The organism is Gluconobacter oxydans, assembly GCF_006539685.1.
In the GTDB taxonomy this organism is placed as follows: domain Bacteria; phylum Pseudomonadota; class Alphaproteobacteria; order Acetobacterales; family Acetobacteraceae; genus Gluconobacter; species Gluconobacter oxydans.
Window position 1 is genome coordinate 57,393 of sequence record NZ_BJNM01000009.1, and the last position, 19,173, is coordinate 76,565.

At 61.3% G+C, this 19,173-nt stretch carries 17 protein-coding genes and 1 tRNA gene; 8 read left to right on the forward strand and 10 right to left on the reverse strand.

Features of this window, described 5'->3' with window-relative positions; all coding sequences use genetic code 11:
- Positions 1 to 67 precede the first annotated feature (67 nt).
- Complete coding sequence (locus GOX01_RS05640; RefSeq protein ID WP_011253770.1) at positions 68 to 592, forward strand: GNAT family N-acetyltransferase; 525 nt, start codon at positions 68 to 70, stop codon at positions 590 to 592.
- Here the strand turns inward: GOX01_RS05640 and GOX01_RS05645 are convergent.
- The 3 genes from GOX01_RS05645 to GOX01_RS05655 form a co-directional block, all read right to left on the reverse strand.
- Positions 558 to 1,931, reverse strand: coding sequence for an RsmB/NOP family class I SAM-dependent RNA methyltransferase (locus GOX01_RS05645; protein WP_011253769.1), 1,374 nt, complete (start codon positions 1,929 to 1,931; stop codon positions 558 to 560). The genes GOX01_RS05640 and GOX01_RS05645 overlap by 35 nt on opposite strands.
- 56 nt (positions 1,932 to 1,987) lie before the next feature.
- Entirely contained in the window at positions 1,988 to 3,481 is a 1,494-nt protein-coding gene (gene guaB / locus GOX01_RS05650; RefSeq protein WP_011253768.1) for an IMP dehydrogenase, read from the reverse strand.
- A gap of 150 nt (positions 3,482 to 3,631) precedes the next feature.
- Positions 3,632 to 3,705, reverse strand: a tRNA-Gln gene (locus tag GOX01_RS05655).
- 158 nt (positions 3,706 to 3,863) lie between these two features.
- On the opposite strand from GOX01_RS05655, the gene GOX01_RS05660 reads away from it, so the two are divergent.
- The 3 genes from GOX01_RS05660 to GOX01_RS05670 are packed head-to-tail and all read left to right on the forward strand — an operon-like array spanning position 3,864 to position 7,205.
- A complete protein-coding gene (locus GOX01_RS05660; protein WP_011253767.1) occupies positions 3,864 to 4,985 on the forward strand; it encodes a Ppx/GppA phosphatase family protein in 1,122 nt (373 codons plus the stop codon).
- A complete protein-coding gene (locus GOX01_RS05665; protein ID WP_011253766.1) occupies positions 4,982 to 5,788 on the forward strand; it encodes an RlmE family RNA methyltransferase in 807 nt (268 codons plus the stop codon). Before GOX01_RS05660 ends, GOX01_RS05665 begins: the two co-directional genes overlap by 4 nt.
- 55 nt (positions 5,789 to 5,843) lie before the next feature.
- Positions 5,844 to 7,205, forward strand: coding sequence for a sodium:solute symporter family transporter (locus GOX01_RS05670; RefSeq protein WP_011253765.1), 1,362 nt, complete (start codon positions 5,844 to 5,846; stop codon positions 7,203 to 7,205).
- Here GOX01_RS05670 and GOX01_RS05675 read toward each other — a convergent pair.
- The 4 genes from GOX01_RS05675 to hpnD all read right to left on the reverse strand — a co-directional run bounded on the left by GOX01_RS05675 (position 7,173) and on the right by hpnD (position 12,049).
- A complete protein-coding gene (locus tag GOX01_RS05675) occupies positions 7,173 to 7,805 on the reverse strand; it encodes a phosphorylase family protein (protein WP_024716893.1) in 633 nt (210 codons plus the stop codon). The two genes, GOX01_RS05670 and GOX01_RS05675, sit on opposite strands and share 33 nt — an antisense overlap.
- The gene (shc, locus tag GOX01_RS05680) at positions 7,805 to 9,799 is read right to left on the reverse strand and encodes a squalene--hopene cyclase (protein WP_011253764.1); all 1,995 of its coding nucleotides are present in this window, start codon (positions 9,797 to 9,799) and stop codon (positions 7,805 to 7,807) included. The genes GOX01_RS05675 and shc overlap by 1 nt, the downstream gene beginning before the upstream one ends.
- Positions 9,800 to 9,872: 73 nt before the next feature.
- Positions 9,873 to 11,168 (reverse strand): hydroxysqualene dehydroxylase HpnE, encoded by a 1,296-nt coding sequence (gene hpnE / locus GOX01_RS05685; protein ID WP_011253763.1) that lies wholly within the window; start codon positions 11,166 to 11,168, stop codon positions 9,873 to 9,875.
- Between the two features lie 5 nt (positions 11,169 to 11,173).
- Positions 11,174 to 12,049 carry a presqualene diphosphate synthase HpnD gene (hpnD, locus tag GOX01_RS05690; protein WP_011253762.1) on the reverse strand — a complete coding sequence of 292 codons (876 nt, stop codon included), beginning with the start codon at positions 12,047 to 12,049 and terminating at the stop codon, positions 11,174 to 11,176.
- Positions 12,050 to 12,186: 137 nt separating this feature from the next.
- Here hpnD and GOX01_RS05695 point away from each other — a divergent pair, with 137 nt between their 5' ends.
- Together GOX01_RS05695 and GOX01_RS05700 are read left to right on the forward strand one after the other, a co-directional pair.
- Positions 12,187 to 12,660: a cupin domain-containing protein gene (locus GOX01_RS05695; RefSeq protein WP_011253761.1), complete on the forward strand. Its 474-nt coding sequence runs from the start codon at positions 12,187 to 12,189 to the stop codon at positions 12,658 to 12,660.
- A gap of 81 nt (positions 12,661 to 12,741) precedes the next feature.
- The gene (locus tag GOX01_RS05700; protein ID WP_011253760.1) at positions 12,742 to 13,911 is read left to right on the forward strand and encodes a pyridoxal phosphate-dependent aminotransferase; all 1,170 of its coding nucleotides are present in this window, start codon (positions 12,742 to 12,744) and stop codon (positions 13,909 to 13,911) included.
- 28 nt (positions 13,912 to 13,939) lie between these two features.
- On the opposite strand, the gene hpnC is transcribed toward GOX01_RS05700, so the two are convergent.
- The 3 genes from hpnC to hpnA are packed head-to-tail and all read right to left on the reverse strand — an operon-like array spanning position 13,940 to position 16,937.
- Positions 13,940 to 14,803 carry a squalene synthase HpnC gene (gene hpnC, locus GOX01_RS05705; RefSeq protein ID WP_034953957.1) on the reverse strand — a complete coding sequence of 288 codons (864 nt, stop codon included), beginning with the start codon at positions 14,801 to 14,803 and terminating at the stop codon, positions 13,940 to 13,942.
- Positions 14,800 to 15,942 carry a glycosyltransferase gene (locus tag GOX01_RS05710; RefSeq protein WP_011253758.1) on the reverse strand — a complete coding sequence of 381 codons (1,143 nt, stop codon included), beginning with the start codon at positions 15,940 to 15,942 and terminating at the stop codon, positions 14,800 to 14,802. Before GOX01_RS05710 ends, hpnC begins: the two co-directional genes overlap by 4 nt.
- Positions 15,942 to 16,937: a hopanoid-associated sugar epimerase gene (hpnA, locus tag GOX01_RS05715; RefSeq protein WP_024716890.1), complete on the reverse strand. Its 996-nt coding sequence runs from the start codon at positions 16,935 to 16,937 to the stop codon at positions 15,942 to 15,944. The genes GOX01_RS05710 and hpnA overlap by 1 nt, the downstream gene beginning before the upstream one ends.
- 134 nt (positions 16,938 to 17,071) lie before the next feature.
- Here hpnA and GOX01_RS05720 point away from each other — a divergent pair, with 134 nt between their 5' ends.
- Both GOX01_RS05720 and GOX01_RS05725 read left to right on the forward strand, forming a co-directional pair.
- On the forward strand, positions 17,072 to 18,253 hold the full coding sequence (locus GOX01_RS05720) for an HpnL family protein (protein WP_034953955.1): 1,182 nt from the start codon (positions 17,072 to 17,074) through the stop codon (positions 18,251 to 18,253).
- Positions 18,250 to 19,131 (forward strand): prephenate dehydrogenase/arogenate dehydrogenase family protein, encoded by an 882-nt coding sequence (locus tag GOX01_RS05725; RefSeq protein ID WP_011253755.1) that lies wholly within the window; start codon positions 18,250 to 18,252, stop codon positions 19,129 to 19,131. The genes GOX01_RS05720 and GOX01_RS05725 overlap by 4 nt, the downstream gene beginning before the upstream one ends.
- Positions 19,132 to 19,173: the final 42 nt, after the last annotated feature.

The window sequence follows — 19,173 nt, forward strand, 5'->3', positions numbered from 1 at the left end:
ATGGATACGAAGCGGTATCATATCCCGGATCAGCCAATGCACCTAAAATATGGAATAATGTTCCGTTATGACGCTCCCGCCATCCCAGCCCGACACGGACCTCCTGATCCGTCCCGCCCAGTCGCTGGACCGTGAAGGAATCTGGCGTCTCCTGTCCCCTGTCCTGCGCAAGGCAGAAACCTACGCGTTGCCCCGTCACTGGGGACGGCGGCAGGCGCTGGCGTACTGGATGGATGTGGAGCATCGCGTCTATGTCGCGCAGACCCGTGACCATGCGATCGTCGGGACATTCTATCTTCAGGCCAATCAGAAAGGCGGTGGCGCGCATATCGCCAATGCCGGTTTCGTCGCCCGGTCCGCCTTTGGCGCGGGCCGCCTCATGGCCGAACATGCTATGGCGGAAGCCACGAAACTCGGCTTCCGCGCCATGCAGTTCAATTTCGTTGTCAGCACCAACCTGCGGGCCATAGCCCTGTGGAAATCACTGGGCTTCCGGGTGATCGGCACGCTCCCCGGAGCGTTCGACCACCCGTCCAAAGGCTATGTGGACGCTCTGGTTATGTGGAAGGACCTTCTGCCACCGGTGTCGTAACAGCAGTTTCAGTCGTTTCGGTCGTCTCTTCAGGCTTCACATCTGCCACGACCCGCTCCAGCACGCAGGCAAAGAACCCGTCGGTTCCATCCCGCAGCGGCGTCAGGGAAAACTGCGCCTTGTTCCGCAGTTCGGCAGGCAGAAGTTCAGACATCTGCTCTTTCGGCAGGCGCACGAAATCCGTGCGACGCTTGAGGAAGGCATCGATCTGCTGCCCGTTCTCGCACGCCAGAAGCGAACAGGTCGCATAGATTATCCGTCCGCCCGGCTTCACCAAAGATGCTGCACGATCAAGGATCTGCGCCTGTTTGATGACAAGCTCCTGAATGTCTTCCGGGGTCAGGCGCAGTCGTGCATCCGGGTTCCGGCGCCAGGTTCCTGTTCCCGAGCACGGCGCATCGACCAGTACCCGGTCGAAGCTGCCGGCCCGACGCTTGGCCCATTTGTCCCCCGACACCAGAAGATGCCGCTCGACGTTATGAACGCCTGCCCGACGCAGCCTCTTGACCGCTCCGTCCAGACGTTTCTCATGCACGTCACAGGCTACGATATGTCCGCGGTTCTCCATGGTCATCGCCAGTGCCAGCGTCTTGCCGCCCGCACCCGCGCAGTAATCCAGAACGCGGTGCTCGCCGCGCGCATCTGCGGCCGCAACCACAAGCTGACTGCCCTCGTCCTGGATTTCGACCAGCCCATCCTTGAAAGCCTGCGTCGCCGTGACCGGCTGGCGCCCGTCAAGCCGCAGTCCCCAGGGCGAAAGCTTCGTCGGTTCTGCCTGAAGCGATTCGCGGCGAAGCTCGCGGATGGCCGCCTCACGGCTTCCCTTCAGCAGATTGACGCGCAGATCGAGCGTCGGCGTTCCGAGCATGGCTTCCATCTCGTCCGGAAGCCGGTTGCCGAACGTCTCGCGCAGCGCACTGTCCAGCCAGTCCGGATATTCAAGCCGCACTGCGATAGGCTGTTTCTGGGTGGAAAGTTCTTTTCCTTCCAGTCCCTTAAGCGCCATATCTTCACGTGACGTCAGAGGCTTCTGCGCATAGCGCTCGCCACTGAACAGCTTGCGGACGTTTTCCATCGTTTCCCCACCAAGGAGGAGCGATGCCGAGCACAGCAGGCGTGGGGAAATGTCGCCGGAAATATCCTTGAGATGCCATTGCAGCCGTCTCCAGCCCCGCAGGACGTCCCAGACGATTGCGGAAATGGCTCGCCGGTCACCGCCACCGATATAACGGCGCTCGCGGAAAAAGGCGTTGGCTGTGGCGTCGGCTGGACGGCGGGGCGCGTTCTGGATCGCACAGAGCAGATCGATGGCGCCTGAAAGACGGGCTGCGGGGGTCATAGCGCCCCCGTAGCCCGTTTGGCCTCTCATTGCGAGAGGCTTTGACGCGGGGACGTTCAGTCCCGGCGGTAGTTCGGGGCTTCGCGGGTGATCGTCACGTCATGAACGTGGCTCTCACGCAGGCCTGCATTCGTGATGCGACGGAACATGGTCCGGACCTGAAGATCAGCCACCGTGGCCGATCCCGTGTAGCCCATGCCCGCTTTCAGGCCGCCAACGAGCTGATGGATGACCGGAGCCATGCCGCCCTTGTAGGGAACCTGGCCCTCGATGCCTTCCGGGACCAGCTTGAGCGTATCGCGGACTTCCGCCTGGAAATAACGGTCCGCAGAACCGCGCGCCATGGCCCCGAGCGAGCCCATGCCACGATAGGCCTTGTAGGAGCGACCCTGATACAGGAAGGTCTCGCCCGGGCTCTCATCCGTGCCGGCCAGCAGCGAGCCGACCATCACCACGTCAGCACCCGCGCCAATTGCCTTAACGATATCGCCCGATGTCCGGACGCCACCATCCGCAATAGCCGGGATGTCCAGCTCATGACAGGCGACAGCCGTTTCCATGACGGCGGAGAACTGCGGCACGCCCACGCCCGCCACGACGCGCGTCGTGCAGATGGATCCCGGTCCGATACCGATCTTCACGCAGTCGGCACCAGCTGCAATCAGCGCACGTGCAGCCTGCGGCGTTGCAACGTTACCTGCGATGACCTGCAGGTCCCCGTGACGGCTCTTGAGCGTTTCAACCGCAGTCAGAACACCGCGGGAGTGTCCGTGGGCCGTATCCACGACAATGACGTCGACCCCGGCCTCTGCAAGAGCAGCAGCGCGACGGAAGCCGTCTTCCCCGACGCCTACGGCCGCAGCGCAGCGCAGACGGCCCTGGGAGTCCTTGATGGCCAGCGGATGCGCGATGGCCTTGTCCATGTCCTTGACGGTGATCAGTCCGATGCAGCGCTTCGCCTCGTCCACCACCAGGAGCTTTTCGATCCGGTGGCGATGCAGGAGCGTGCGCGCCTCATCCGGCGCTGCGCCGTTGAGGACCGTCACGAGGTTTTCATGGGTCATCAGGTCGCGAACGCGCGTGTTCGGATCGGTCGTGAAGCGCATGTCACGGTTGGTCAGGATGCCGACGAGAACGCCGCTGCCATCTTCAATGACAGGAAGGCCGGAGACGCCATGTCGCGCCATGATGGCCTGAACCTCGGCCAGCGTCTGGTCTGGCCCGACCGTGACAGGATTGACGACCATGCCTGATTCGAAGCGCTTGACGCGACGGACCTGCTCGGCCTGCTCCTCGATGGACAGGTTCTTGTGAATGACGCCCATGCCGCCCTGCTGCGCCATCGCGATGGCCATGCCGTCTTCCGTCACGGTATCCATGGCGGACGACATCAGCGGGATGTTCAGTTCGATGGAGCGCGTCAGGCGGGTCCGTGTGGAGGTCTGTGCCGGCAGGACCGACGATTCAGCCGGCTCGACGAGAACGTCGTCAAAAGCTAGAGCATCGCGGATGCGCTCATTAAGATTGGTTGTGCCGGAAGATGATGTCATGCCCGCTTGCCCCCGTTACGTCATGCGTCGTGACGACGCGATGTGTGTGAACCGGAGACCAAGAGGCCGTCCGGCCGTTGGCGGGTCCTCATAGAGCACTTTACCCCCTGAGGGGAAGTCTCTTTTTTGCGGTATTTTCTGAGGACTTTTTGGCTGGGAGACCTGGATTCGAACCAGGGCTGACCGGGTCAGAGCCGGTAGTTCTACCGCTAAACTATCTCCCAAGCGGTGAGAGGGTGTTTATCAATCGCTCCGGGACGGCGCAAGGGGGCGATAGACATTTTTTTCAGAAAAACTGATATTTTTCTTGCGACTAGGGTCCCGCGCACCCCATGCTGCTTTTCCAAGGTCCCAGATCACGGGCAAGCGGGAGCCGAAACACATGATGAGGTATGGAACGGATCACAACCTGTCAGGCCCCGTGCCTGTGCATGCGTCTGCCAGACGCACGGGTCCGTTCTTTGGTGCCATCGATCTCGGTACCAACAACTGCCGTCTCATGATTGCAGCAGGCACGCCCAACGGTTTTCGTGTGGTGGACAGCTTCAACCGCTCAGTCCGTCTGGGTGAAGGCCTGCGCGCCAGTGGCCGTCTTGCCGAAGAGTCCATGAAGCGCGCGCTCGATGCTCTTCGTATCTGTGCGGAACGCATGAAGCAGTGGCCCCTCGTTCATGTCCGCGCCGTTGCGACCGAAGCGTGCCGTCAGGCTGCCAACGGTCGCGAGTTCCTGGCGCGCGTACAGCATGAGACAGGTCTGACCATCGACATCATCACGGCCCGTGAAGAAGCGGAACTGGCGCTTGAAAGCTGCTCCCCCCTCTTCCGGCAGCCCGAACACAAGCCCGTCCAGGCGGATCGTGGTGTCCTTTTTGATATCGGCGGCGGTTCTACCGAGGTCGCCTGGGTCCGGATCGATCCGGAGCGTCAGACCCAGACCCTGATCGGCACGACAAGTGTTCCCGTTGGCGTGATTACCCTTCAGGAAATGTTCGGTGAAGGACATGGCCCCTCTTATGAGACGATGGTCAGTCACGTTCAGGACTATCTGAAGGACTTCGAGACCGTGCATCGTATCCGGCGTGAGGTAACGCACGGCAAAACACGGCTGATCGGTACCTCCGGAACAGTGACGACGCTCGCCGGGGTGGCGCTTTCCCTGCCCCGCTACAACCGCGCGGCGATTGATGGACTGACACTGCCTGGCCCAAGCATGGTGGATGCCATCGGCAGCCTGCGGCGTTTGGATCGTGACGAACTGGCGGAGCATCCGTGCGTGGGGGCAGAACGCATGAAATTCGTTCTGCCGGGCTGTGCAATCTTCGAAGCGATCCACCGTCTGTGGCCGGTTGAGGACGTAACGATTGCGGACCGGGGGTTGCGCGACGGGATGTTGCTGCGTATGGCCCGCGATCACGGTCAGCGTTCCGGCAAGGGGCGCAGCACGACCAGTCGCCATGCCACGCCCCGGTCACGGGGCCCATTCGGGACATACGCCACGATATGAAGCCGCCAAGATCCCGCTCCGGTTCCAGCAAGGACACGGGACCGAAGCGTATTCCGGGCAAGGCCCTGAAAAGCGCCTCCAACCCCGGTGAAAACGACGCAACACTTGATTCCGCAACCGCCCGCACGGCCCGCAACAAGACCGTATCGCTCCGCACGGCCCGTGGACGCACCACGGCCCAGCAGCGCTGGCTCAATCGCCAGTTGAACGATCCCTATGTCGCAGCCGCCCGCAAGCAGGGCTGGCGTTCGCGTGCTGCCTTCAAGCTGATTGAAATTGACGACCGATTTAAACTGATCGGGGAAGGCACGCGGATCATCGATCTGGGCGCTGCTCCCGGTGGATGGACCCAGGTCGCTGTCAAGCGTGGCGCGAAACATGTCGTGGGGCTGGATCTGCTTCCGGTCGATCCTGTTGCCGGTGCGGAAATCATTGAGGGCGACTTCACGGATCCCGAGATGCCGGATCGCCTGAAGGATATGCTGGGTGGTCCGGCCGATCTCGTCATGTCCGATATGGCGCCGAACACGACGGGTCATGCCGCAACCGACCATATGCGGATCATGGGTCTCGCGGAAGGTGCGCTTGATTTCGCTTTTCAGGTCTTGGCTGAAGGAGGAAGCTTCATCGCCAAGGTGTTCCAGGGCGGCTCGGAAAAGGATATGCTAGCACTGATGAAAACGGCGTTTTCCAGCGTCAAGCACGTCAAACCCCCGGCCTCCCGCAAGGAATCCAGCGAGCTTTATGTCATTGCAACGGGTTTTCGCCCGGAGCGTCTGCTCGAAAGCAGCAAGGGTGCCTGAGGGCAGCAGATACCGCCATCCCGCATAGATTTTTTCGGAAGAATAACCCGTCTCGATGCTTGCCAGCCTGCTCGTTATTCTTCTGTATCTCTGCTTTCTGCCCGTTATCTCGCTTGTGCTGGCCCGGCAGCCTCACAAGGATCTCCCGCCCTGGGCGATCTGCCTCTCGCTGGTCGCGACCGAAACATCGACCCTGACCATCGTCAGTGTCCCGGGCGTGGCTTACCTCAAGGGGTATGTTTTTGTCGGGCTGGCCATTGGATACCTGATTGGCCGCACGGCGGTCGCAATCTGGTTTCTGCCGCTGCATGAACGCGGCGCGACATCCATCTATCGCTATATCGGCCAGAGATTTGGCACAAAACTGCAGAAGCTCCTCTCCGGCACCTTTCTGATCACCCGTCTCGTCGCTGAGGGCGTTCGCCTTTATGCCGGAATGCTTCCCGTCTCGATGCTGTTTGCCAGCATGGGCTACCCTGTCTCGGACCTGCTTCTTCTATTTCTGATCGTTCTGCTGACGCTGACCTATACGATCGCGGGCGGCCTGAAAGCTGTTGTCTGGTCTGACAGTCTCCAGCTTGGACTGTATCTGGGCGGAAGTATTGCCTGTCTGGTCGTGATCTGGTGCCGCGCCGGGACAGCTCCCTTTCACTGGGCCCCTGTCTTCAGTCACGGCCTGCCCGTTTTTACAGATCCGTTTTCCATCGCCGGCGCAGTCATCGGCGGGGCCATTCTGGCGCTGGCTTCGCACGGGACCGATCAGTTGATGCTGCAACGTTGTCTCGCGGCAAAGACCCTCAATGGTGCGCGTGCGGCGATGATCGGCAGTGTTTTCGTCGTGGGAGGGCTTTTTGCCCTGCTTTCCTGCATCGGCATGGCACTGCGTGATCTGATGCCGGCTCAGGGTGCCCGGCCCGACGCACTGTTCCCGCATTTCATCCTGACTTTGCCGCCTGTGTTAAGCGGCCTCATGATCGCAGGCGTTCTCGCCGCGACCATGGGGTCCCTGTCCAGCGCCATGAACGCCATGGCGGCCGCAACCCGGGCAGACTTTATGCCGCACGGCCCGTTCTCCCTGAGGAGCCTGACGGCGCTCTGGGCTTTTCTTCTCGTTTTGACCGCGCTGCTATTTTCGCGCCCGAGCGGTTCGGCTGTCGTCTTCGGTCTCTCCATCGCGTCCTACAGCTATGGCGCCACGCTCGGAGTGTTCCTGCTGGCCATGATTGGCCATTCCCGGGAGGAACGGGCTGCGATTGCCGGTTTCATATCCGCCGTGATCGTGCTGGCACTCGTCTCCCTCGTCCGGATCGAGGGGCATCCTATTGCCTTCCCGTGGCTCGTTCCGATGGGTGTCGCAGCCACGTTTGCCGGTGCGGGGACCTTCTCAGGCCTGAGGCGGATTGGCCTGCAGAAATGAAGCCATGGAACGCTGTGCTATGGCCGCTTCCCTGCCCAGACGGATCAGTCCGCCGATCTGCAGGGGATGTCGCAACAGGGAACCCAGCAGGCCGGGCACATATACGGCCCCGTCTCTGACGCTGGTCTTGACCGCAGACGGAAGGTCGCGCGTCGCATCGTCACAGACCACCCGCAGAACAGCAAAAGGTACGCCCGCATCGGCAACGACGCCGCTTTCCATGTCCACGGCCAAGCATTTCGTCTGCGAAAAATACCAGGCTTTTTCCAGACCCAGTTCCACCAGCACATCGCTGTGCAGGATGCCCCCGCGTCGCGCATAGGCCGAGCCGAACATTTCGCTCAGATGCGGATCGCAGGAAATATCCCTGTCCTGGTAGCGGATATGGTCCGCCACGATGACTGTTCCAGGTGCGACGTCCGGTGAGAGGCTTCCCGCACATCCGAAAGACAGGAGTTCCGTTGCGCCTGCCTTGAGCAGACGTTCCACCCCCCTGCGCGCGCCTTCCGGCGTGGCATTGCTCAATGCCACGGGAGCATTCGGCAGGAAGCGCCGGATCAGACGGGCTTCCTGTTTCAGACCTGCGAGAATACCAAGCATCAGAACCCGTACTCCACCTTGCCGCTGTTGCTCACACCGAGATTGCGATAACGGGCCAAGGCAGTCAGCGGGAAGAACTGCTTGTAGCCATGATAGCGCAGGTAGAAGACCTTCGGGAAGCCAACGGCATTATAGGCTTCTTCCTGCCATTCGCCCTTTTCGTTCTGCTGGGACACGAGATAGGCCACACCGCGCTTGACGGCCTCACTCTCGCGGCGACCAACGGCCATGAGAGCGAGGACGGCCCAGGCAGTCTGGGACGGCAGACTCTTCTTGTACGTACCAGCTGTGCCGCCCTCGTAAGTGGCGCAGTCCTCGCCCCAGCCACCATCCGGACGCTGGACGCTCTCAAGCCAGTTTACGGCCCGCAGGACCATCGGATCATCATGGGGCACGCCTGCGATGTTCAGGGCGCACAGGACCGACCATGTTCCGTAGATGTAATTCGTTCCCCACCGGCCGAACCAGCAGCCCTCGGGCTCCTGTTCCGAGCGCAGATATTCGATCGCCTTGAGGATGACCGGCCGGTCATCCGGGTCTCCAAGCTGCGCCAGGAAGGAAATGCAACGCGCCGAGACATCCGCAGTCGGCGGATCCAGAAGTGCGCCGTGATCCGAGAAGGGAATGTGGTTGAGCAGTTCGTGGTCGTTGTCGATATCGAACGCACCCCAGCCGCCATTGGTGCTCTGCATGCCGATGATCCATTCCCGGGCGCGAGAGATGGCCTCGCGGCTATTCTCGGGATCGACACGATGCAGCAGCATGGCCACGACGGCGGTGTCATCGACGTCCGGGTAGTAATCGTTCTCGTACTGGAACGCCCAGCCACCGGGCCGAAGGTCAGGCGCATTGATGGCCCAGTCGCCCTTGACGTCCAGGATCTGGTGTTCCCGCAGCCATTCAGCACTCTTTTTCAGCGCGGCGAGTGTTTCCTTGGTTTTCGTGCCGGCCGGTCCGGACGCCGCTTCGATCATCGCAAGGCCCGACAGGCCCGTATCCCAGACCGGCGAGACGCAGGGCTGGCAGTAGATCTCGTCACCATGATCCACGAGCAGATCCTGGATTGCGTCCCATGCCGTTTTGGCGCGCGGATCGCTGTCCGGCACACCCTGGGCGCGGTACATCATCACGACATTCGCCATGGCCGGATAGATGGCCCCGAGCCCACCCCGGCTCAGACGCGGCTCGATGAAATCGCTGGCGGCCTTGAGGGCCTTCTTGTGCACGCTGCGCGGAATAAGCGGCAGGACCGGACGCAGCGCGGAGTCCAGATGCTTGAAAAACCGCCCCCAGACCGAGCGGTACGGCCCGCGGATCCAGTCTTTGACTTCGGAAGGTGGCTTGACGAACAGCTCCTGGACATGGATGCCGCGCGGATTGATGGCCTTGGGACGCAGCGCGTTGAGCACCAGAAGCGGCGCAATGACGGCCCGGGACCAGTAGGACATGTTCCAGACGGAGAAAAACGCTTTGCGTGGCAGGAGCATGAGCTCGACCGGCATCACGGGCGTTGCGTCCCACGGCACTTCCCCGAACAGGGCGAGCTGGATCCGCGTGAACACGTTTGTCCGCGCCGCGCCGCCATGATCGAGAATGGCCTCACGCGCAATGCGCATGTGAGGCGCATTGATGTCGTCCCCGATGGCCTTGAGCGCGAAATACGCCTTTACGGTCGCCGAAAGATCGAAGCCGCCGTCATGATAAAGCGGCCATCCCCCGTGATGGCCCTGGATGCGACGCAGATAGACACCGATCTTGGCCTGTTTTTCCGGGTCGATGCGGTCGAGATAATGTTCGAGCAGTACATATTCCGCAGGGATCGTCGCGTCCGCTTCGAGCTCGTAAACCCAGTGTCCGTCTGATTTCTGCTTCCCACCCAGCGCGGCCTGCGCTCCCTCGATGGCATGATTGATCTCATCGGGTTCGACGGATTGGCGGGACAAGGTCTCGCTCACGCGGTCCTCCTTTTCCAGAATATCAGAATAGATCAGCATTGTTCGGTTCTCCCGACACAGGCGGTCCTGAAAGGCGGGAGCTGTGTTACAATCATGACTGTGAGAGCGCTCATCACGATCCCGTGTTTTCAACGGCGGAGCGGAAACCCAGCGCCGCGACGGCCTGGAGACCCGACTGGATGGAGCCTTCGATCGTGGAGGGCAGTCCGGTGTCGGTCCAGTCCCCGGCCAGAGCCAGATTCACCAGATCCGTTCGGGGTCCGGGGCGCAGCCGGTTCTGCTCGGGTGTCGCGGCGAACGTTGCCCGCTTTTCCCAGATCAGACGCGCGGGCGGCATGGCCACCGGAAGCGACTGCGACAGGACGGGATCAAGCGCGCGCCGGATCTCGGACCAGATCGTGGCCAGCAGTTCGCTGTTTTCGCGATCGGCGTAGCGGTTGGCCGCACTGACGGTGACGGACAGGATATCGCCCTTGAGGAAAATCCATTCCGAAATGCCGCCAACCAGCCCCACAAATCCGGCCTGAGCCACCACGCCCCGGGCCTGAACCACGGCCGGGAGACGGAAATGTGCGTTCGCGATGCTCTCGAAAGCGTCCGGCGATTTCAGCCCCGGCAGCAGGGACTGCGCGACAGGCCCCGGGACGGCCATGATAACCTGGTCTTCAGGGCCGAGCTCGATCCGCCCTTCAGCGGTTTCGAGCGCCGTTGCCCGGCCATTCTGCTGTTCGATGGCACTGACGCGGACACCCGTGCGGACATCGCCGTGAAAGCGCTTCAGATATGCCACAGCCGGATCAATCAGTGTTTCGGACAGTCCAACTTCCGGGAACCAGGGGCAGCAGGTCATGCCGCCCTTGGCGAGGGATTTGCGGATCACGTTTCCAAGCAGTTTCGCGCTGCCGGTATGGATATCCGTATTGAGAACGGAAATCGCAAAAGGCACGAGCAGCCTGCGGCTCAGCTGCCCGGAACTCAGGCAGGCATCCACGGTCGTGTTCTCGCCAGCGCGCAGGAAGCGACCCAGGGAAGCCAGTTCCGACAGCTTCATGCCCGGGACGCGTCGGCCGCCCGGCAGCGCCCAGAATGGAAGCTTTCCTTTCGACAGGCGCAGCGTCCAGGCCAGACTGTCCTCGAGATCGTAATACGGAAAGATCGGCAGTCCCGGACCTGTCAGGGTATGGCGCGCGCCGATGATGTCCAGATAACGGAACGTCAGATCGTTCGCTGACAGGATCAGGTGATTGCCGTTATCAATCCGGGCATCGAGAGAGCGGTCGTGAAAGGAGCGGGCCCGCCCGCCGCAGGCCGGTCCTGCCTCGTAGACCGTGACCCGGGCCTGTGCTGCCAGCTCGATTGCGGCGGAGAGGCCTGCCAGACCACCGCCGATGATGTGGACATGGCTCATGGGTCTTACTTCACATACGCTGCGAGAGTGCGCAGCTGTCTCCAGGGTTTGCAGACTTTCGGAGCGATATCTGGCGTTTTCCAGCCGCGCTTTTCCAGTGCTGAGAGGATCGGCGCATAGGATGCCGCCATCATGCGGGCTGGCCGCATCGCGGTGCTGTCACACAGCCGCATGGCATTGCGGGCTTCACGGAAATGGTCCTTTGCCCGTTGTGCAAGAATACGGGCGACCTGATCCAGACCGTGAGCGTACAGCGCTTCCTGCGGGTTCTTGGGAACATCGAACCGCGTCAGAAGCTCGGCGGGAAGATACAGTCTGCCCCGCCCCGCATCTTCGGCAATGTCACGCAGGATGTTGGTCAGCTGAAGGGCGCGCCCCAGATGATAGGCCACGCGCCGCGCATTGTCGGACGAATCCCCGAAGACGCAGACCGAAAGCCGTCCGACCGCAGAGGCTACGCGGTCACAGTACAGATCAAGCGTCGCTTCGTCGGGGGCAACGATCGGTGCGCCACAATCCATGGCCATGCCGTCGATGACGTCATGGAAATCCTTGGCCTGAAGCTGATAGCGATGGATGGCAACGATCAGGATACGATCGAGCGCATCCGTCGCCACACCTTCATAGAGCTGGTCAATCCGGCGGTGCCATTCCTGAAGGGCCGCCATCGGGTCCGCAACGCCGGCATCGCCATCCGCAATATCGTCCGCCTGACGGCAGAAAGCGTAGACCGCGAACATCGCCTGACGCCGGTCCGGCGGAAGAATGCTCATCCCGCGGGCAAAGGACGTTCCCGAAGCGGTGACGATCCTCTCGACATGGTCCAGATCGGCCTGCGCGCAGGGAAGACCGGAAGAAGCGCGCATCCTGCTGAAAACCATGTCTGTCCCCTGTCTCGTTTCAGAAGATCAGGGTTCTAGACCCAAATCCCCCCGAGACAAAGATGACCTGAACGGAAAGGCGTGCCATGCGTTAGGGTGATGCCAAAACGCAACACCTGAAGAGGAGTCTTTGCGCCATGCGTTTCCTTCCCCAGATGAACCCGGCCCTTCTTGCGGGGGCAGTGGCAATCGCGACCCTCTCGGCACCGCTTGCCATCGCGCAGACGACACCGCCCGCGACAGCCAGCGGCCACGCCGAGCATCTCCTCGCGGACGATCACTCCTGGAACGGCACTCCTTACGATCATTACCTGACGACCCGCCCGATGCTCAGCATGATCCGGCTGACGATCCCGGCGCATTCCGCTCTGCCTTGGCATGTACATCCCTATCCCAATGCGGGCTATGTGCTTGAAGGCACCCTCACGATCGAGGACCGTGAAAGCGGCAAGAAGCGCACCTTCCATCAGGGCGAAGCCTTCGCGGAGTCGGTCAATAACGTCCATCGCGGCGTGACCGGTGACGGGCAGACGGTTCTCCTGCTGACCTATGCCGGTTCCCCAGGAAAGCCGACATCCATCCCCCTGCCCGGCCAGCAGAAAGAATACTGAAAATATCCTCCGGGCCTGCTTTGACAGGGAAAACGTTTCGGAACTAACATGTTCCGTCCCTAGTCTGGAGTATGGCCCACAATGACCAGTCCCCTCTCTTCCGCCGCCCGCAGCGACCTTCTGGCCCGGGGATACTCCCGCCGCAGTTTCGGACGGATTGCCACGCTTCTGGCAGCCGGCGCGACCGTCCATGCCCTGACGAAGTCCGCGCATGCCGCCATCCTCCCGTCAGGAATCAACTTTGAAGGCATGACCCGTCTGGGCAGCAATGAATGCTGGACGGGCCCCTTCCCGGAAGCCGCTCAGGCCGGTGCTTCTTCCGTTTTCCAAAGCAACCGCTACGACCCGACCGGCCACATGCGCGATGATCTGATCAAGGCTGCTTCTGACGTGGAAGGACTTCCCGAGAGCCATGTCATGACATGGTGCGGCTCGTCCGATCCTCTCGCCCGCGCGATCGTCACGTTCTGCTCGCCCACCCGGGGGCTTGTCACGGCAGATCCAAGCTATGAAGCTGGTTGGGTGGCTGCTGACTGGCTGAAAATCCCCCTCGCCCGCGTGCCACTGTCCGCCAAGGGCGGTTATCGTACCGACGTACGCGCCATGCTGGCGGCCGATCCCAATGCCGGCGTCTACTACATCTGCTCCCCGAACAATCCGACCGGGACGCTCACGCCCCTGCGCGATATCGCATGGCTGGTCGAGCACAAGCCGAAGGGCTCTGTCGTTCTGGTCGATGAAGCCTATATCCACTTTTCGGAAGCGCCGAGCGCCGTGGAGCTGGTCGCCAAGAACAAGGACGTGGTCGTCCTGCGCACCTTCTCCAAGATGTTCGCTATGGCGGGCATGCGTCTTGGACTGACATTCGCCAGATCCGATCTGCATGAAGCCATGATGCGTTATGACGGCAAGAGCGCGACGGCGATGCTTCCGGTGCCGGCCATGGCCTGTGGCACGATGAGCCTGACCATGAAATCAGCCATCGCTGCCCGTCGTCAGGAAATGATTGCAGCCCGGAACATGACGTTCCAGCATCTGCGCAAGCGTGGCATCCATTTCATTCCGTCGGACGCGAACATGTTCGTCATTGACTGGAAGAAACCGGCAGAGCCGATCAAGGATGCGTTCCTGCAGCAGAAAGTCGTGATCGGACGCTCCTGGCCCGTATGGCCGAATGCCTCGCGGATTACCGTTGGCTCCATGGATGAAATGAAGATCTTCTGTACGGCACTGGACCGGATCATCGCCTGATCCGATCCAGTCTCCCTGCCGTTCCGGCTCAGCTGGCGGCAGGGAAATAACGCAGAGCCCGGAACAGGGCCTTCGCCCCATCCGTCTTCGTCAGGGCCACACGTTCCAGCAACGGGTCCTGACGCCGCAGACGGGCCGTCAGGATATGGCACAGTTCCACAATGACGGCCGCTTCCAGCCGCATCCGGCGATCCCGGATCAGGTGCGGCAGGATCCGGGCGTTTCTGTTGAGCACGTCCACCCCATCCAGCATCCGGTCGAACACACGGCGAACTCCCGGCTTGCTGCGCACCAGACGCAGGTCATCCAGACAGACGCCCTCTTCTTCCAGCCACGGCAGCGGCACATAGCATCGGTCGAGGACCTTCAGATCGTCCGCAACGTCCTGAAGATGATTGACGACCTGAAGCGCGGAACACAGGGCATCGGAAGGTGCGAGCGTCTCCTCTGCCTCACCATGCAACAGGAGCAGGAAGCGGCCGACGGGATTTGCTGAGTATTTGCAGTAATGCAGCAGCTCGTCCCAGCTTTCATAGCGGGTCTTTTCCGCGTCCATGCAGAACGCTTCGAGAAGATCCGTCGCCGTTTCCAGCGGGACGCCCGTCTGAAGGAGCACTTCGCGCAGCTTGACGGCAGTCTGTGCGTCAGCACGCGGAGGTGCGGTGATTTCGCCCCGGATGACCGCCGCCATACCCCTGAGCCGTGCAATTTTTTCGGCAGGCGTCAGTTCTGTCGTGTCCACCATGTCATCCGCGACACGCGCGAAATTATAATAGGTATGGACGTAAGGTCGCAGCCGTGGGGCGATCAGGAAGGAACCGACGGGAAAGTTCTCGTCGGATTTGCCTTTGGCAGAGGTGACGTCTTTCGTCCCCCAGATGCTGTCTGTCACGATGTTTCATCCGTGTAGGAACGGTTTTTCCAGCGCACGCCGACCCCCCGATGGTGATCGAGGGCCGAGCCAATGGTTGCCGCCATATAGAAGGCCGCAACCAGCGGGAGGGGAATGGCACGCCATAGTGGCAGGCCAAAACGGCGGAGCGTCGGTACGAATGTCAGGCAGGACAGCAGATAGGTCAGAAGCCCGATCCGTCGTTCCCGTCCCTTGCCAAACAGGGCGAGTGCCACAGGAAGAAGCCAGATCGTGGCCATCCCGATGATCGTTGCAAGCAGCAGGACCGGCGAATAGCGCAGTTGCACATAAGCCGTCCGGGCGATCATGTGCCACACGTCCATCATGCCGCGATACGGCCGCACGGACCACGCCAGGGCACTGTGTCCCAGATAGAGGCGGCCACCTGAACGCTTTACATGGGCGGCCAGTGTGCAGTCGTCGATCAGGGCGCCGCGCAGGGCACTGATACCCCCGATCCGCTCCAGCGCCCGACGCCGCAGAAGGATGGTCCCGCCTGCCGCACCCGCGATCCGCGAATGTTCGCTCGCAATCCGCGAAAACGGATAGAGCATCGCAAAGAAATAGACGAATGCCGGAACTAGGAAACGCTCTGCAGGGCTCTCGCAGTTCAGCGCCACCATTTCCGAGACAAGATCCAGATCATCCTCCCGGGCCTTGGCGACCAGAGAGGCAAGATGGCCCGGGGCATGCGTGATGTCCGCGTCTGTCAGCAGGATGTAGCCATAAGGGCCGATCCGCGTCAGGGCTTCCTGCTCTCCCTGATGGACCGCCCACAGCTTGCCGCTCCATCCGGCAGGGCGCTTCTGGCCCGAAATGACGGTCAGGCGGTGATGCGGATCAGGCAGCGCGCGTGCGATGTCGCCGGTCCCGTCCGTGCTTTCGTCATCGACCAGGATGACAGACAGTTTCCCGTCATAATCCTGTTCCAGAAGGGAGGTCAGGCATTCGCGAATGGAGTCCGCTTCGTCCCGGGCGGGGACGACCACCGCCACGTCCGGTGCGCAGACCGGCGTGGGTTTCTGGGCGAGAATGGGGCCTTTCTGCCAGAACTTCCCATGGAACAGCGAAAGATAGATCCATGCTCCCAGACTGGTCAGTGCAGTTCCGAACAACATTATTTCATCCGTCCGTGCTGACGGAACCAGGCAATGGCATCTGTCACGGCATCGCGGGCCGGGCGTGGGGCATATCCGAGTTCTTTCTTTGCCTTGTCGGACGAGAAGAACATCAGCTTCTTGGACATGGCCAGCGTCTCACGCGTGACGCGCGGCTCGATACCGAACCCGCGGGCCAGCCATTCGGACACAAGCGCCACCGGATAGAGCCAGGACTGCTTGAGCTTGACGGCAGGTGGCTTCACTCCGGCAATCTGGCTGACCATGCGGAACAGGTCGCCCAGCATGATGTTTTCACCGCCGAGAATGTATTTCTCGCCGATCTTTCCCCGCTCCAGCGCAAGGGCATGACCTTCGGCGACGTCATCGACATGAACGATATTCAGCCCGGTCTCGACATAGGCCGGCATGTTTCCGCTGGCACAGTCGAGGATCATCTGTCCGGTGGGTGTCGGCTTGATGTCTCGTGGCCCGACTGGCGTCGAGGGGTTCACGATGATCGCCGGCAGGTTCTTCTCCCGGATGAGGCGGAGGACTTCCTGTTCCGCGCGGTATTTCGAAAGTTTGTAGATCCCGATGACCTGGCTTTCGGAAACCGGCGTGGTTTCGTCTGCCGGCACGCCGTCGCTTCGCAGCCCCAGGGCCGCAACCGACGAACAGTAAATGATTTTTTCCACGCCAGCCTCGAGGGCGGCCAGCATCAGGTTGCGGGTACCTTCCACATTGGCCTTCATCATGGTTTCCGGATCAGGAACCCAGAGTCGGTAATCGGCAGCAACGTGGAACAGGATTTTGACGCCCTTCAGCGCCGGAGCGAGCGTGTCAGGATCCGAAAGGTCACCGACGGCGAGTTCCGCGTTCAGCTCAGCAATATTTGAACGGTCGGATGTCGGCCGGACGAGAAGCCTCAGGCGGTGGCCGCGTTCTTCAAGGACGCGGGCGACGGCAGAGCCGACAAACCCCGTAGCCCCCGTAACGAGTGTGACATCGTTCATGGTGGCAGAGTCTCCTTGGGTCATCAGCAGATGGTTGCAATTTATGACAGCATAATCCCCCCGGCTTTTCGGGGAAAGCGTCTGAAAGGGTGGAATATTCACCCTGTGTGCGATAGAGCGTGTCCAAACGGTATGTGACGAAGACGTTGAAAAAAACTCTCCCTGTTCTGCTTTCCCTTCTCGGGGTGGCCCTTTTCACCTTCATTGCGGCCAAGGCGGGTATTCATCCCGTCATGGAAGCACTTTCAAAAGTCGGTGTTGGTGGCTTCCTGCTTCTCGCGGCCTGCCAGCTTCTGATCGACATGGGGCTCGGCGTTGCGTGGCATGCGGCGGTGCCGCTGCTGAGCGTGCGGCGTCTCATGGGAGCACGTCTGGTCCGTGACAGCGCGGGAGCATGTCTTCCGTTCTCCCAGCTTGGTGGCATGGTCATTGGTGTCCGCGCCACGCTGGCCGGTGTGGATCCCCGCACCGTCAAGGGAGAAGAGCTGCACTGGCCCGAAGGTGTCGCCGCAAATCTGGTGGACATCACGACCGAGGTTCTGGGGCAGATCGCCTTCGTCCTGATCGCCCTTCTCTGCCTGATCGGCCATCACGGGGCCTCACGATTTGTCTGGCCACTTATCGGCGGCATGGTCCTGCTGAGCCTTGGAATTGCCGGCTTCATCTGGACCCAGCAGCGTGGCGGAGTTATGGTCCGCAAGGCTGCGGCATTTCTCGGGAAGCACATTGCCGCGGAATGGCGCGATTCCCTGATCGGCAATACGGAGACCTTCCAGTTACGACTCGAAAGTCTCTGGAGCCGGCCGGACAGGATTTCCCTCGGCGCATTCTGCCATCTGCTATGCTGGATGGGCAGTGCAGCCATGACGTGGCTGGCCCTCCAGCTTCTCGGCGCCCATGTCGGGTTTTTCTCCTCGGTCGCAATCGAGGGTGTGGTCTGTGGCATCATGTCGGCCGGTTTTCTTGTGCCGGGCGCTCTGGGCGTGCAGGAAGCCGCCTATGTCGCGTTGGGTATGATTTTCGGCATCGATGCCGAAATCTCGCTCAGCCTTTCGCTGCTGCGCCGCGGACGGGACATCCTGATCGGTATTCCGGTCCTGCTGGTCTGGCAGATTGTGGAAATGCGTCGGTTGCGTCATGCGCCTCCTGCGGAAGCAAGCAAAAGCACGCCGGCTCCGTCTCCAGCTTCCGCCCGCAAGACTGTCATTCCCCCCGCAGTGACGGCCCTTGCCGGTAACATCAAGAAAGAGGCCACGTCCCGGGACGGCAAGAAAACCGAGGACACCCCCTTCGCGACGGCTCCCAGAGTTTTATGACACCTCTTTTCAGGTCTCTCTCGGTCATCGGCCCGGGGCTGATCGGCTCGTCCGTTCTGCGCCGTGCCCGGGAAACGAGGGCAATTGCCGAAACCCTGATCGCAGCCGATTCAAACCCCGCCGTTCTCGAACGGGTCCGGGAACTGGGCATTGCGGATATCACGACGTCCGATCCTGCCGTCGCGGCGCAGGCAGACTGTGTCATGATCTGCGTTCCCGTTGGCGCGGTGGAAGAAGTCGCCCGTCAGGTGCTTCCTTTTATGAAGCCCGGCAGCATTCTGACGGATGTGGCTTCCGTTCGTGGGCAGCTCGGCCCGACACTGGCGGCGATCCTGCCCGAAAACGTGGCGTATGTGCCTGGCCATCCGATGGCGGGCACAGAACATTCAGGTCCGGATGCAGGGTTTTCGACCCTGTTCGAAGACCGCTGGGCCCTCCTCGTTCCGCCTGAAGGTGCGGATACGAAGGCTGTGAATACGATCGAACAGCTCTGGACGTTGTGCGGAGCGCGCACGAAAATCCTGTCTGATGAAAAGCACGACAGGATCTGCGCCATGGTCAGTCACCTGCCGCATCTCCTCGCCTTTACGATCTGCGATACCGCAGACAACCTGTCCGATGAGATCCGCGCGGCCGTCCTGGATTATGCCGCGTCGGGCTTCCGCGATTTTACACGGATTGCGGCGTCGGACCCGGTCATGTGGCGGGATATTTTCCTGGCCAACAAGGAAGCGCTGCTGGGGACGCTCGACAAGTTTGTGGCGGACACGCAGGCAATGGCCGATGCAATCCGCACTGGCGACGAAGCAGCCATCACAAGCAAAATCGAACGCGGCCGCGCTATTCGCCTGACCCTGATTGAAAACCGTCAGGCCTGAAACCTGTTGAGCTGACTTAGGATGAACTTACTGCCGGACCAG

Excerpts from the sequence above, each read along its gene's own strand:
- hpnD (WP_011253762.1), bottom strand. The coding sequence starts at position 12,049 with ATGGTTTTCAGCAGGATGCGCGCTTCTTCCGGTCTTCCCTGCGCGCAG.
- GOX01_RS05725 (WP_011253755.1), top strand. The coding sequence starts at position 18,250 with ATGACACCTCTTTTCAGGTCTCTCTCGGTCATCGGCCCGGGGCTGATC.
- GOX01_RS05660 (WP_011253767.1), top strand. The coding sequence starts at position 3,864 with ATGATGAGGTATGGAACGGATCACAACCTGTCAGGCCCCGTGCCTGTG.
- GOX01_RS05645 (WP_011253769.1), bottom strand. The coding sequence starts at position 1,931 with ATGACCCCCGCAGCCCGTCTTTCAGGCGCCATCGATCTGCTCTGTGCG.
- hpnE (WP_011253763.1), bottom strand. The coding sequence starts at position 11,168 with ATGAGCCATGTCCACATCATCGGCGGTGGTCTGGCAGGCCTCTCCGCC.
- guaB (WP_011253768.1), bottom strand. The coding sequence starts at position 3,481 with ATGACATCATCTTCCGGCACAACCAATCTTAATGAGCGCATCCGCGAT.
- GOX01_RS05665 (WP_011253766.1), top strand. The coding sequence starts at position 4,982 with ATGAAGCCGCCAAGATCCCGCTCCGGTTCCAGCAAGGACACGGGACCG.
- GOX01_RS05695 (WP_011253761.1), top strand. The coding sequence starts at position 12,187 with ATGCGTTTCCTTCCCCAGATGAACCCGGCCCTTCTTGCGGGGGCAGTG.
- GOX01_RS05710 (WP_011253758.1), bottom strand. The coding sequence starts at position 15,942 with ATGTTGTTCGGAACTGCACTGACCAGTCTGGGAGCATGGATCTATCTT.
- GOX01_RS05675 (WP_024716893.1), bottom strand. The coding sequence starts at position 7,805 with ATGCTTGGTATTCTCGCAGGTCTGAAACAGGAAGCCCGTCTGATCCGG.
- GOX01_RS05640 (WP_011253770.1), top strand. The coding sequence starts at position 68 with ATGACGCTCCCGCCATCCCAGCCCGACACGGACCTCCTGATCCGTCCC.
- shc (WP_011253764.1), bottom strand. The coding sequence starts at position 9,799 with ATGCTGATCTATTCTGATATTCTGGAAAAGGAGGACCGCGTGAGCGAG.
- hpnA (WP_024716890.1), bottom strand. The coding sequence starts at position 16,937 with ATGAACGATGTCACACTCGTTACGGGGGCTACGGGGTTTGTCGGCTCT.
- GOX01_RS05700 (WP_011253760.1), top strand. The coding sequence starts at position 12,742 with ATGACCAGTCCCCTCTCTTCCGCCGCCCGCAGCGACCTTCTGGCCCGG.
- GOX01_RS05670 (WP_011253765.1), top strand. The coding sequence starts at position 5,844 with ATGCTTGCCAGCCTGCTCGTTATTCTTCTGTATCTCTGCTTTCTGCCC.